Genomic DNA, 13461 nt, shown 5'->3' with positions numbered 1-13461 from the left:
CGTGAAAACCATAGAAACCATATCAACTGTAAACTGTACACTGATATAAAGTGGCAAAGTGCCACTTTATATCAATTAAGCGGAAATTTTAGTATTGAGAAGAATAAACTGGATTTCTATATAATATTTTAGAAAGGAGTGATAGTTGAAAGGAGTCTTTAAATTGATAGTTATATTTATGACTCAATTATTGGGTGGTCTTATTTTGTTTTGGTTGGGGATGCAGTTGGTTAAAAATAGTTTTTATCAGGCAGCAGGTGATAATCTAGAAAGAATAATGAAAGTATTAACGACTAATACGTTAGCTAGTATTATGACTGGAATTTTAGTAACTATGATCATTCAAAGTAGTAGTGCAACCAGTGTAATTATTATTAGTTTAGTTAATGCTAAACTATTATCATTAGAACAAGCTTTTGGTGTTATTATGGGGGCCAACATCGGAACAACAATTACTATTCAACTGCTCTCTTTTCATTTAGAGGATTATTTATGGGTAATTGCAGTGGTTGGTCTGTTGTTTTATGCAGTTTATTTTTTAGTTGAAAAGGAAGTTTTAAAATATATTGCTAGAGGGATTTTAGGTTTTAGTATTTTATTTATAGGGCTGGAGTTAATGGCTTTAACTTTAGCAAACTTTAAGCAAGCAGAATGGTTTATTGGTTTATTAACAAAGGCTACAGTAGTTCCTGTGGTAGGAATTATTTTAGGGATTATAATCACAGCAATAATTCAAAGTAGTAGTGCTTTAACAGGAGTGGTTGTTGTTTTAGCTAAGTTAAATTTGATCAGTCTACCTTTAGCTGTAACTATATCATTAGGAAGTAATATTGGAACTTGTGTTACTGCTGTGTTAGCTGGTTTAGGTAGTTCTCGAGCAGCTAAGCAGACTGCTTGGGGACAGGTTTTATTTAATGTTGTGGGAGTAATAGCTATATTGCCAGTGTTACCTTTCTTTATTCAGTTAGTTAAGGAAACAAGCAGAAGTCTGCCACGTCAGATTGCTAATGCCCATACTATATTTAATATTTATAATACTATTATTGTACTACCAATTAAAGGGGTCTTTATTAAAGCAATAGTTAATTTAGTTGAAGATTAAAGTAAAAATGGGTTACTTAACCTTAACCTTAGACTATGGACGGAGCCCATTTTTTTATTGTATATCTTTTAGATAACAGGAAAAAATAACATAGTGAAACATGAATAAATGCTATTGTTTGTATTTGATTGAGGAAGGAATTTTTTAGTGGAAGTAGAAGTAGTTAATGTGAGGTGAAAAAGAGATGAAAGAGACATTACAAGAGATTTTATCTAAAAGAAAATATGAGCTTTTTGGTATATTTTTAATTGTACTAGCTATTTTAAATACAATTAATTTATTATCTCAAGATACAGGTATTATAGGTGATAGTTTAACACGGGGATTGAGGTTTATAATTGGACAAGGTATTTATACTGTACCTTTGTTGTTGCTATTATGGGGTATTAAAATGATCTATAATAGCAAAGTTAAGGTCAAGATCAGTTCCAGAATGGTTGGAGTTATGGTTATTATATTGAGCTTTTTGATTACTTCTCATTTAGGAGTTGATCATCCTCATGAATTTGAAGCAGGTTTACAAGGGCGTGGTGGGGGTATAGTTGGAGCTGTTTTCTTGTATATTTCACGTAAATTATTTGCTGAAATAGGTTCATATGTTATCTTAGCTGCACTTTTTTTAGTAGGTATATTATTATTGACAGATGTGTTGTTGATTAATTTATTATTAAAAGCTAAAGTTAAGGCTGAAAAAATAATCACTACGATTAAGGATAAACTTGTTACTAAAAAGGGAGGCTTAACAGGCAAAATTAGCAGCTCTGTTCCATCAATAAAGGCTTTTTTTGCTAAATTAAAGCAAGATGATACTACTACTTGGCAAAAAAATAAAGAAAAAAATGATTCTAATTCAAAACAGGCTGATTCAAAAAAAGAATTGGATAATAAGAGTACAACTAATAAACAGAAAAAGAAAGCTAAGAAGCTTAATAAAACTAAGAAAGCAAGAAAGGTTAAAAGGGCCAAGAAAGTTAAAGATAATACTACTTCTAAAGAACAGACTACTAACAAAAATAATTTACAGGCTAAGCAAGAGGTAGTTGCTACAGTAGAGAAAGTAAAAGAGGATAAGACTGAGCAAGAGGTTGTAACCGGAAAGGACAACCGTCCTAAAAAGCGAATTAAGAAAAAATTAAAGACTAATGCTGCAATTAAACAGGAGCGGTTAGATTTTGATGAATATCAATTGCCAGATTTATCTTTGTTGAACGTGGATCAAGAAGAGGTAACTGAATTTATTGATAAAACTGAGATTTTAAAGGAAACTCTCGATAATTTTGGGGTTAAGGCAGAGATTACGGATGTTAATTACGGGCCAACGATTACTCGGTATGAGATTCATCCTGCACCAGGAACTAAGGTCAGTAAGATCTTAAATTTAGCAGATGATATTGCTTTATCATTAGCAGCTACTGATATCAGAATAGAGGCTCCAATTCCTGGTAAATCTGCTGTAGGAATAGAGATTCCTAATCAAGAACAATCATTAGTTACTTTAGGAGCTATTTTGGAAAAAGAGGAGTTTCAAATAGCTAAATCTAAGCTGACAATTGCTTTAGGTAAGGATATAGATGGCAATCCTACTGTAGCCGACTTGGCAAAGATGCCCCATATGTTGGTAGCAGGAGCGACCGGTTCTGGTAAGAGTGTCTTCATTAATTCAATTATTAGTAGTATTCTTTATAAGGCGACTCCAGATCAGGTTAAATTCTTATTGATCGATCCTAAAATGGTTGAGTTGACTATTTATAAAAAGATACCCCATTTGGTTGCTCCAGTAGTTACAGATCCGAAGAAGGCATCGTCAGCATTGCGTTGGGTTGTTCAAGAAATGGAAAATAGATATGAGTTATTTGCAGGGAGTGGAGCACGGGGGATTGATAGCTATAATAGGCAACTTGAAGCTGATGATAAAGAGCCACTACCTTATGTAGTGGTAATTATTGATGAGCTGGCTGATTTGATGATGGTATCTGCTGCTCAAGTAGAAGATGCTATCTGTCGTTTGGCCCAAAAGGCTAGAGCCGCAGGAATTCATTTAGTTTTAGCTACTCAAAGACCTTCAGTAGATGTGATTACAGGTGTAATTAAGGCCAATATTCCAACGCGTGTTTCGTTTGCCCTATCATCTCAGGCCGATTCAAGAACTATTTTGGATAGTGGGGGAGCAGAGAAGTTGCTAGGTAAAGGTGATATGTTATTTGCTCCAGTTGATGCTAGTCAACCTCGGAGGTTGCAAGGTGCATTTATCTCTGATGTTGAATTGAATCAAGTAGTTGATTTCATTAAACAACAAGAAAAACCAGAGTATGCTGGTAAGATAGCTAAATTAAAGAATAAAGATGTTGAGATTAAATTAGAGGATGACAAGGATGAGTTATATGAAAAGGCGGTCAGGTTAGTAGTTAATAATCGAGCTTCAATTTCTATGTTACAGCGTAAATTAAGGATTGGTTATAATCGGGCTGCTAGGATGATTGACACTATGGAGGAAGAAAAGATTGTTGGCCCGCATCGTGGTAGTAAAGCACGAGAAGTTCTGATCAGTAAAGAAGAAATGGAAAAGATGTTAGGGGATGATTGTTCTAAGTAATAGCATCATAATAGAGAATACTAGAAAGGAGAAGCGTAATATGAATTTAATAAGAAAAGACTCTAGACCATTATATATATTAGTTAAGGAGAAGATTGACGAGAAGATTGATGATGGTATTTTTCAACCTGGTGATCGTTTGCCCTCTGAAGCAAAACTAGCTAAGAATTTTGGGGTCAGTCGAGCTACTTTGCGAGAAGCATTACGGGTTTTGGAAAAGGAAGGAAAAGTTAATCGACGGCAAGGGGTGGGAACCTTTATCACAGAGAAATTGTCATTGTTTAAAAGTGGGATTGAAGAATTGATAAGTATTACTGAAACGATTGAAGCAATGGGATTAAAGGCAGGAACGGTGGGTTTAGAGATTGATTTAGAGCAACAGGAAGAAGATTTAGCTCAAGAGCTTGATTTAACTGGAGATGAAAAATTAGCAGTTTTACAACGAACTAGAACTGCTAATCAGGAGCCAGTTGCTTTCTGTAAAGATTATTTACCACAAAAATTATTGCCAGATGATTTTAGTTCAGAGCAGCTTACAGTTTCTTTGTTCAATTTTTTGCAGCAGAATTGTAATGTTTATATTACCTATGCTGTAACAGATATTGTTCCTGTCATAGCTGATGAACTGTTAGCTGAAAGGTTGAATCTGTCAATCGATACTCCTTTATTATTACTAAAGCAGATGCATTATGATGATCGAGATAATCCCGTTTTGTATTCTAGAAATTATTTTAGAAGTGATAAATTTGAATTTCATGTCTTAAGAAATCGCAGGTGATTTGAAGTGAAACGTAAGGTCGCAAATTTATTTTGCGGCTTTATATTTTGGAAATAAATGTTAAGACAAGTGCCTAAGGAGGGAATTATATAATGCCTGAATTTGTAAAAAGGTTAAAAGACCGCAGAAAAAAATTAGGAGTTAGTTTAAAGGAAGCTGAAAATGCTACTAAAATTAGAAGAGTTCATTTAAAGGCAATTGAAGAGGGAAATTTTGAGCAGATAAAGCAAGAGACTCATATAAGAGGATTTTTGAAGGTTTATTGTAATTATTTAGGGTTAGATACGGAAGAGATCTTAGCAGATTATAATAAATTTAAGGGGGAGTTAGAAGGGGAGGTTGAGCAGGAGGTTACTTTTAAGGGAAAAGTAATCAATAAAATGGATCAAAATCAAAATAAATTACTTGTTCTTACTTTAGTAATATTTGGGTTATTTGTTGTAGGTTCATTTAGTTTTTTAGGCAGTCGGGTTTATTACTTGATTAGCAGTGAAGAAGGAGATTTTGATTTTCAACCAGTCCAAAAGATTCAACAGGTTATTGGCAATTTTGAAGAAGAACTAGATGAAGGAGAGTTTATTCAAAACTTAGAGGAAGATTCAAATGAGGATATAACTGAAACAGAAGAAGTGATAGAAGTGCAAGAATCTGAAATAGATTCAGTCGTTAAAGAAGAAAGCGATTTTATAGAAGAGCAAATTGGAGGGCAAAAAGAATTTTCTCAAACTGAGGAGCTAGAGTTAGTAATTGAGACTATAGAAGATACATGGTATCTAGTTACTGTTGATGGTGAAGAAGTTTTTGAAGGTTTTACAGTTACTGAGGAAGCAAATTCTTTTTCAGGTAGGAAGATTGAAGTGAGAATTGGTAATGCAGCAGGGGTTGTAGTAGTTAAAGATGGAGAAAGGTATGGCCCTTTTGGTAATGAAGGTGAAGTAGTTACTCAAGTTTTCTCAGCTATAGAGGATAATCAAGAATAATCAATAATAGATTTGAATATGATTTAGACAAAAGGAAGTGGTATTAGGAAGGCGGTATTTGGATGGCTGAGACTGTAAATAACTACAAGGTCAAATGGGATTTAGTAGATATTATATTGATCTTATCATTAACATTTGGCTTAACCTCTTTGGTTTTTTGGGGTTTAGAATGGTTAGTAGATGTTTTTTTGCAACTTGATTATTTGAGATCGATTAAGCCGTTATTACTTAATTTAATTCAAGCTCTATTATTAGCAGGAATAACATTATTTTTAGTATTGAGTAAATATGGATTATCTTTAAGGGATTTTGGTTTAAAAAATGATAATTTTGCGGTTAGTTTAAAATATGGACTTTTCAGCGGAATTATTATCTGTTTAATGATAGTAGTTTTAAATAATTTTTTTTATAGTTTGCTTTCTAATCTGTTTGGGATTGAAGCACCAGCCCAGCAAGTTATTTATAGATTATTAAATTCTCAAAATATTTTAATTTTTTTAGTGCAAAGTTCTATAATTATAATTATTGCTCCAATTACTGAAGAGATTTTTTTTAGAGGATTTGTTTATCCATATTGCAAAAGTAAATTAGGTAAAAGTAAAGGGTTGATTTTAAATGGAGTTTTATTTGGGTTGGCCCATTTTAGTTTGTGGGTTTTTTTACCTACTTTTGTAGGAGGGGTTATTTTAGCGTGGTTATATGATAAGACTAATTCACTCTATTCTTCTATTATAGCTCATGGTGTTTGGAACTTATTGGTGGTTGTTGTGATTTATATTGTATGGCATTTAGATGTTATTTGAATTTGATAAGGATCAAATTTAGTGGCTAAAGTAGCCACTTTTTTTAATTATATAAATTCAACTTATATAGAAGATAATAACAATAACTTTGGAGTCATAATTAATTTTTTGATGAATAATTTATAATAAATGGAGGGGAGTATGATGACTAGATCGCAGAGTGATATGTCTTTTATAAAAACAAGTAGTATTTTGCGAGGATTAATAATAAGTTTAATTATTTTGTTGGCTAGTAGTGCTTTTTTAGGAGTGATTATTAGTTTAACTAATATTGCAAGTAATTCAGTTAATACAATTTTATTTGCTTTGAATTATTTAGCACTATTTATAGGAGGGCTTGTTTCATCTTATTCTGCTCAAAATAATGGTTGGCTCAATGGAGGGCTAGTAGGTTTGATTTATATGGCTGTTATTATTCTACTAGGTAGTTTGTGGACACCGATTACTATTTCTTTAGGTTTGGTGGCTAGAGTTGTAATTGGCTTTGTAGTTTCAGCTTTAGGTGGAATGATTGGGATCAATGCTGTTTAGTATTTAAAGGTTGGGGTTTAAGGTTTTTAATTGTCAACTATCAATTATCAATTTTCAACTGTACAAGAGTCTTCTCAGTTAAAAGGAAATATTGGAAGAGTGAATATTTAGTTTCAGGGTGCTTTGCAATTATTGATGGTTTAAGTGTTTGTGTTTTTATGATTTTGAATTTAATTGTCAATTGTACATTAAGATGGGTGGGGGATAAGGATTAAAGATAAATATTTAGAGGTTGAAGTTAAGCTAGAAGGTGAATTGGATGATGTTTCTGAAGTAGTTCAAGGGGGGTTTTTGAGTTTACAAAAAAGATCGAAAAAACAGTTTATCGAAAGTGAGAAGGCATTATTGATAATAGTTAAGTATTTTTTAGGAGCAATCAGTAGTGGTTTTTTAGAGGAGTTAGGTAAAGATTTATGGGAAAAGTTTAAGGAGATCTTTATTGAAAATGGTGAACAGCAGGTAGTGCCTGATTTTAAAGTTCAGTTTAATTATGCTGATCGATCAGTCTTAGCAGAGATAAAGGGAGAGCAATTTGCTAAATTGGAAACAGCATTTAAAGAGCTAGAAAGTATCTTAGATGATTTAGAAACTGATGAAGATGAGGTATATTATATATTGAAAGAGGATGGATGGATAAGAAATAATTAACCTTAATAGATACCTATGTATCTATTGGGGTTATTTTATTTTAAAGTATACTTTAAAATAATCATAATATAAATTTAAATTAATACTAAAATTGACTATATTTCATTAATTTAAATTTATGTAATAAGTTTTTAAGGTAACAATAATAAATAATAGAACCAAATATTGAGGTGAGAGAAATGGCAATCGATATACTAGAAGAAGCTGAATTATTAGCTATGGAGGAGTTGCAAGATTATTGGCAGGAGAAAGAGTTTGAACTCTTGCCTCATCAAATCAAGACAGTAGAGCGAGTAGTAAATGAAATGAATGGTAGAGCTTTATTGGCAGATGAAGTTGGTTTGGGAAAGACCATAGAGGCAGGAATGATCTTAAAGGAATATCTAGTCAGGGAAGATATAGAAACTTGCTTAATTTTAACACCAGCTTCTTTAGGATTTCAATGGTGGAATGAATTGACTGATAAGTTTAAGATTGATGTGTTTAATAATCGTAAAGGTAGAGGATGGCATTATTTTAATGTAATTATTTCTTCATTGGATAAAGCTAAAAGGAAGCCACATGCTGATGTTATTTGTGAGCGGGGGTTTGATTTAGTAATTGTTGATGAGGCACAACGCCTTAAAAATTCTGAAACGATGAATTGGAAATTTGTTAATAAGATTCCTAAAAAACATTTATTATTATTGACTGCCACTCCAATTCAAAATGATTTAGAGGAACTGTATAATTTAGTATCGTTATTACGACCTGAGCTTTTTGGGGAGTATTCTCAGTTTAAAGAGGAGTATGTTAAAGACAAACACCAAGCACAGAATTTAGATCAATTACAGGAGTCCTTGTCGGAAGTAATGATTCGTAATCGTAGAGAGGATGCTAGTTATGAAGCTACAGCTAGAGAAGTAGAGTTGATTTCACTAGATTTAACAGCTAAAGAGAAGGAACTTTATGATCAGATAACTGATTTAATTAAAGCAGAGTACCAAAAAAATCCTAACCATAATAGTATCTTTAATTTATTGACCTTACAACGTGAGGTATGTAGTAGCTCTTATGCTGCAGCTCAAACTTTAGAAAAAATGTGTCAAAAAAAGAGTTATAGTGCCATTCAAAATCAACTCCAATCTTTATTGGAGCAAGCAATTAAGATACAAGAAAATGAAAAAGTTAAGGTTGTAGAAGAGATATTAAACCAAGCTGAAGGAAAGGTTATTGTCTTTACTGAATATCGAGCTAGTCAGGAGTATATCTGTTATTATTTATATAATAAAGGATTTCAACCTGTTGTTTTCAGTGGAGATTTATCTGATAACCAAAAGGAATGGGCCAAACGCCTATTCATGGAAAATGGTGATGTCTTAATCAGTACTGAAGCAGGAGGAGAAGGGATCAATTTACAATTCTGTAGTACAATCATCAATTATGATCTGCCGTGGAATCCGATGAAAGTAGAGCAGAGAATTGGGCGGGTGCATAGATTAGGACAAGATAAGGATGTACAGATTTATAATTTATCTACTCAAGATACAATTGAAGAACAGATTGTAGAATTATTAGATAAGAAGATTAATTTATTTGAAGATGTAATTGGTGGATTGGATCTTGTTGTTAAAGAGGAGACTGAGCAGTCGTTAGAACAGAGTATCATCAAAAGTATTATTGAAAGTGAGATCAAAGGTCAAATTTAATGATATAAAGTGGCAAAATGCCACTTTATATCAGTTGACAGTGGACAGTAGATAGAAAAATCTAAATTCAAAATCACTCTAAACCCTTAAGCAGAAAATTTTTTAAATGTCTTAAACTTTTAAGGTATTGCTCTTCAACTGTAAACTGTAAACCGTAAACTGTCAACTCAATATTATGGCACGAAAGTGCCATAATATTGCATAATCCCTTGCACAGATTGAGGTTGAACTACATATAGTAATTATACCTCAATAAAAAGGCGGGGATAGTATGCTAACTAAACTGAAGAGGATTGTGGCTCGCAATAGTCTCAAGGTAAAAAGTGGAGTTGGTTTTTTGTTATGTTTAGTTGGAGCAGGCTTGATTATTAATTTAGTACCTAACTGGGCATTAGGAATTATTGCGGGTGGTGGGAGTCTATTTTTAGGAGTGCAGTTATTGAAAGGGTGAGTTAAAGATTGAACAGACTTTTGTTTGAAATTAATTTTTGAGGAAAGTAGGAGTTTTGCTTGTATTTTTATTCTTTGTTCTGTATAATTATTAGTAACTATTTAGTTATTAATAATTATAGTTGAAGAAAAATGTTATAAATAATATAATTTATAATCGATAATGAATAATTAAGAATTTTAAAAGTAAAATTATTTAATTTTAAGAGATCTAGCTGAGAATCGTGAAAGGCTATACCTTGAACTGAGAGCGTTAAGTGATGAGTACTTTCAGTTAAAAGAAAATATTAGAAAGCCAAAGAAGTAGTCAGTTTGTTAGCCCCTAGACATTGATTTTTTAGTATTTTGATTGTGTGGTTTTGAATTTAATTGTCAATTGTACATTGTAAATTATACATTAAGACGGGGGTGCAGAGAAATTTAGTTATTCGCGAAGCATTGTAATAACAAGCTTTGATTTAGCTGAGAGCACTAGTGATGTAATAGGAGGGATTAAATTATGGAAGTAAGTGTAGTTGGAGCTACTGGTTATACTGGAGTAGAGTTAGTTAGATTATTAGCAGAACATCCACAAGTAAGTTTACAGGTTTTGACTTCTAATAGTTTTTCTGAAGAGAAGATATCGGATATATATCCTCATCTATCTACTAAGATTGATGTTGAGTGCCAAAAGTTGGATGTTGGACAATTACAGGAGGAATCAGAGGTTGTTTTTACTGCTTTGCCCCATGGGATTTCGATGACAGTTGTTCCCAAATTGGTTGAGGCAGGGTTGAAGGTGATTGATTTAAGTGGTGATTACCGTTATCAACAGCTCGAAAGATATGAAGAATGGTATCAAGTACATGATAGTCCTCAGTTGTTGGAACAGGGGGTTTATGGATTGCCAGAGATAAATAGAGAAAAGATTGCTAAAAGTGATCTAGTGGCCAATCCAGGTTGTTATCCAACTGCTTCCATTTTGGCTCTTGCTCCTTTGTTGGACAAGGATTTGATTAATGATGATAGTATTATTATTGATGCTAAGTCAGGAACAACTGGAGCTGGAAGAAAGGTTAGCTTGGCGACTCATTTCTGTGAGGTTGATAGTAATTTCAAAGCTTATAAGGTTGCTAATCATCGCCACACTTCTGAAATTGAAGAAAAATTATCTCTATTAACAGATAAAGAGGTTAATTTATCTTTTACACCTCATTTATTACCAATTAAACGAGGGATTTTGGCTACTATTTATGGAGATTTGAAGGAAGATATTTCTTTATCTACAATAATAGATTATTATAATAAGTTTTATCAAGGGGATCGATTTGTTAGAATTATGTCTGGTGGGAGGTTACCGGAAATAAAATTTGTGGCAGGTTCTAATTACTGTGATCTGGGGATTAAGGTTGACCAAGCTACTGGTCGAGTGATTATTATTGCAGCGATCGATAATCTGATTAAAGGCTCGGCAGGGCAAGCGATTCAGAATTTGAATCTGATGGCTGGTTGGAGAGAAGATTTAGGCTTAGAAGATACTGGATTATATTTATAAATGACTGGGGAGGGATAATTAAATGGCAAAAGATTATCAAGAGATTACAGGAGGGGTAACTGCACCACAAGGTTTTTTAGCAGCAGGAGTTGAAGCAGGGATTAAGAGTGAAGGAAAAGATGTAGCCTTAATCTATAGCCAGAAGTTGGCTCAGGTGGCTGCTGTGTTTACTACTAATCAATGTTCAGCAGCTCCTGTTAAGTTAAGTCAACAGAATTGTCAGGATGGTTTAACGCAAGGAATAGTGATCAATAGTGGAAATGCCAATGCTTGCACAGGAGAACGAGGTTGGTCTGATGCTGAACGAATGAAAGAGTTGACAGCAGAAGAGTTAAATTTAGAGCAAGGTCAAGTATTGGTTGCTTCAACAGGAGTTATTGGTCAATTTTTAGAGATGGATAAGGTTGAACAAGGGATTAAGGCAGCAGCAGCTAATTTGAGTGAAACGGGAAGCAATCATGCTGCTGAAGCTATAATGACGACTGATACATATTGTAAGGAGTTAGCAGTAGAGGTTGAGATTGGAGGAGAGACTATCACAATTGGAGGAATAGCTAAAGGTTCAGGGATGATAGAGCCTAATATGGCGACAATGTTATCTTTTCTGACGACAGATTTAGCTATCGATGCTCAGTTACTAGATCAAGCTTTACGAAAAGCAGTTAATAACTCTTTTAATAAGATCAGTGTCGATGGAGATCAAAGTACAAATGACATGGTAGCTATCTTGGCTAATGGTCAAGCAGATAATCTTCCAATTCAAGAACAGGGCCAAGCTTATCAGAAGTTTTTAGTAGCTTTAAAATATGTCACTAAGGTGTTGGCCCATCAGATTGTATTGGATGGAGAAGGCGCTACTAAATTTGTAGAGGTAGAGGTAGCTGGAGCAAGAACCGAATCTGAAGCAGAAGCCATTGCTAGAAAAATAGCAAACTCTAATTTAGTTAAGACGGCTTTATTCGGTGAAGATCCTAATTGGGGACGGATAGTAGCAGCAGTTGGAGCTAGTGGTATAGATATTGATTTAGTTAAATTGGAGATCAGAATCAATGATCTATTATTGCTCGCTCAGGATGAGACTGTACTTAATTATGAAGAGGAGTTGGAAGGCTTATTAGCTACTGATGAGATAAAGTTAGAGGTTAATTTGAACTTAGGTGAGGCTAGTGACCAGGTCTGGACTTGTGATCTCTCTTATGAATATGTTGAAATTAACGGGGAATATCATACTTAAAGAGCAATTTACATTTGATAATGTACAATGGACAATTAAAAAATCTATAAATCTCTTTGGTTTTAAGTTAAGTGACTTTAATTGTTAATTCTAAATTATACACTGTACACTAAATTAAGTAAGGATGGGTGAGAATAGTGGAGGAGTTAATTGAGAAGGCGGATATTTTAATTGAGGCATTACCATATATTAGAAAGTTTTCTGGCAAGACAGTTGTAATTAAGTACGGTGGCAATGCAATGGTTAATCAAGAACTGATGAAATCAGTCTTAAAAGATATTACATTATTAAAATACGTGGGAGTCAATCCAGTGATTGTTCATGGTGGGGGACCAGCAATTAATCAAACTTTGGATAAGTTAGGAATAGAGAGTGAATTTCATCAAGGATTACGGATTACAACTAAAGAGATTATGGAGGTTGTAGAACAGGTTTTAATTGGGCGAGTAAATAGTCAAATTGTTTCCTTAGCCAATTTAGCAGGGAATAAAGCAGTTGGTCTATCAGGTAAGGATAATAATTTGATTCAAGCTCAAAAATATAAGGTAGATGATGTTGATTTAGGCTATGTAGGAGAGGTTGAGCAGATTAATCCGGAAGTCTTAAAAGCTATTATCAACAGTAATTATCTACCGATAGTAGCTCCAGTAGGGGTTGATTTAGAAGGGAATAGTTATAATATTAATGCTGATCTGGTAGCTGGTAAATTAGCTGGAGCTTTACAAGCAGAAAAGTTAATCTTATTGACTAATGTGGAAGGGATTATGACCGACCCTGATGATGAGGATTCATTAATATCAAGGTTGACAATTAAAGAAGCAACTAAAATGATTGAAGGCAATAAGATTCAGGGAGGTATGATTCCTAAAGTAGAGGCTTGTATTAGTGCTCTAGAAGCGAAAGTTAATAAAACTCATATCTTGGATGGACGAGTACCTCATTCATTATTACTAGAGATATTTACTGATCGTGGAATTGGAACAATGCTTACAAATAAGAGCATTTAATATTTAATATTTAATATTTAATATTGAATATTGAATAATGAATAGTAAAAGAAGCATTTAATAATTAAAAGCATTAAAATTATGGTAGTATCTTTTTTAGGGTTTAGGTTTCA

At 33.3% G+C, this 13461-nt stretch carries 12 protein-coding genes; all 12 read left to right on the top strand.

Annotated elements, in window-relative coordinates:
- The first annotated feature begins 163 nt into the window (after window positions 1-163).
- The 12 genes from MWH25_RS07005 (at window position 164) to argB (ending at window position 13348) form a co-directional block, all read left to right on the top strand.
- Window positions 164-1102, top strand: a complete 939-nt coding sequence (locus MWH25_RS07005; RefSeq protein ID WP_248626936.1) for a Na/Pi cotransporter family protein — start codon at window positions 164-166, stop codon at window positions 1100-1102.
- A gap of 184 nt (window positions 1103-1286) precedes the next feature.
- Window positions 1287-3695 (top strand): FtsK/SpoIIIE family DNA translocase, encoded by a 2409-nt coding sequence (locus MWH25_RS07000; RefSeq protein ID WP_248626935.1) that lies wholly within the window; start codon window positions 1287-1289, stop codon window positions 3693-3695.
- 40 nt (window positions 3696-3735) lie between these two features.
- Window positions 3736-4473, top strand: a complete 738-nt coding sequence (locus MWH25_RS06995) for a GntR family transcriptional regulator (protein ID WP_248626934.1) — start codon at window positions 3736-3738, stop codon at window positions 4471-4473.
- 92 nt (window positions 4474-4565) lie between these two features.
- Window positions 4566-5453: a RodZ domain-containing protein gene (locus MWH25_RS06990; protein ID WP_248626933.1), complete on the top strand. Its 888-nt coding sequence runs from the start codon at window positions 4566-4568 to the stop codon at window positions 5451-5453.
- Window positions 5454-5515: 62 nt separating this feature from the next.
- Window positions 5516-6256: a CPBP family intramembrane glutamic endopeptidase gene (locus MWH25_RS06985; RefSeq protein ID WP_248626932.1), complete on the top strand. Its 741-nt coding sequence runs from the start codon at window positions 5516-5518 to the stop codon at window positions 6254-6256.
- Window positions 6257-6397: 141 nt separating this feature from the next.
- On the top strand, window positions 6398-6787 hold the full coding sequence (locus MWH25_RS06980; protein ID WP_248626931.1) for a TIGR04086 family membrane protein: 390 nt from the start codon (window positions 6398-6400) through the stop codon (window positions 6785-6787).
- Between the two features lie 255 nt (window positions 6788-7042).
- On the top strand, window positions 7043-7435 hold the full coding sequence (locus MWH25_RS06975; RefSeq protein WP_248626930.1) for a hypothetical protein: 393 nt from the start codon (window positions 7043-7045) through the stop codon (window positions 7433-7435).
- 179 nt (window positions 7436-7614) lie between these two features.
- The gene (locus MWH25_RS06970; RefSeq protein ID WP_248626929.1) at window positions 7615-9123 is read left to right on the top strand and encodes a DEAD/DEAH box helicase; all 1509 of its coding nucleotides are present in this window, start codon (window positions 7615-7617) and stop codon (window positions 9121-9123) included.
- Between the two features lie 271 nt (window positions 9124-9394).
- Window positions 9395-9574 carry a hypothetical protein gene (locus MWH25_RS06965; protein WP_248626928.1) on the top strand — a complete coding sequence of 60 codons (180 nt, stop codon included), beginning with the start codon at window positions 9395-9397 and terminating at the stop codon, window positions 9572-9574.
- 495 nt (window positions 9575-10069) lie between these two features.
- On the top strand, window positions 10070-11107 hold the full coding sequence (gene argC, locus MWH25_RS06960; RefSeq protein ID WP_345947238.1) for an N-acetyl-gamma-glutamyl-phosphate reductase: 1038 nt from the start codon (window positions 10070-10072) through the stop codon (window positions 11105-11107).
- 22 nt (window positions 11108-11129) lie between these two features.
- Complete coding sequence (gene argJ, locus MWH25_RS06955; RefSeq protein ID WP_248626926.1) at window positions 11130-12341, top strand: bifunctional glutamate N-acetyltransferase/amino-acid acetyltransferase ArgJ; 1212 nt, start codon at window positions 11130-11132, stop codon at window positions 12339-12341.
- A 137-nt stretch (window positions 12342-12478) separates the two neighbouring features.
- Window positions 12479-13348, top strand: coding sequence for an acetylglutamate kinase (gene argB / locus MWH25_RS06950; protein WP_248626925.1), 870 nt, complete (start codon window positions 12479-12481; stop codon window positions 13346-13348).
- Window positions 13349-13461 lie beyond the last annotated feature (113 nt).

Source organism: Natroniella acetigena (genome assembly GCF_023227745.1).
Lineage (GTDB): Bacteria > Bacillota > Halanaerobiia > Halobacteroidales > Halobacteroidaceae > Natroniella > Natroniella acetigena.
This window is presented reverse-complemented; position numbering and strand designations above follow the sequence as displayed.

Excerpts from the sequence above, each read along its gene's own strand:
- MWH25_RS06990 (WP_248626933.1), top strand. The coding sequence starts at position 4,566 with ATGCCTGAATTTGTAAAAAGGTTAAAAGACCGCAGAAAAAAATTAGGA.
- MWH25_RS06970 (WP_248626929.1), top strand. The coding sequence starts at position 7,615 with ATGGCAATCGATATACTAGAAGAAGCTGAATTATTAGCTATGGAGGAG.
- MWH25_RS07000 (WP_248626935.1), top strand. The coding sequence starts at position 1,287 with ATGAAAGAGACATTACAAGAGATTTTATCTAAAAGAAAATATGAGCTT.
- MWH25_RS06980 (WP_248626931.1), top strand. The coding sequence starts at position 6,398 with ATGATGACTAGATCGCAGAGTGATATGTCTTTTATAAAAACAAGTAGT.
- MWH25_RS06985 (WP_248626932.1), top strand. The coding sequence starts at position 5,516 with ATGGCTGAGACTGTAAATAACTACAAGGTCAAATGGGATTTAGTAGAT.
- MWH25_RS06995 (WP_248626934.1), top strand. The coding sequence starts at position 3,736 with ATGAATTTAATAAGAAAAGACTCTAGACCATTATATATATTAGTTAAG.
- MWH25_RS06965 (WP_248626928.1), top strand. The coding sequence starts at position 9,395 with ATGCTAACTAAACTGAAGAGGATTGTGGCTCGCAATAGTCTCAAGGTA.
- argJ (WP_248626926.1), top strand. The coding sequence starts at position 11,130 with ATGGCAAAAGATTATCAAGAGATTACAGGAGGGGTAACTGCACCACAA.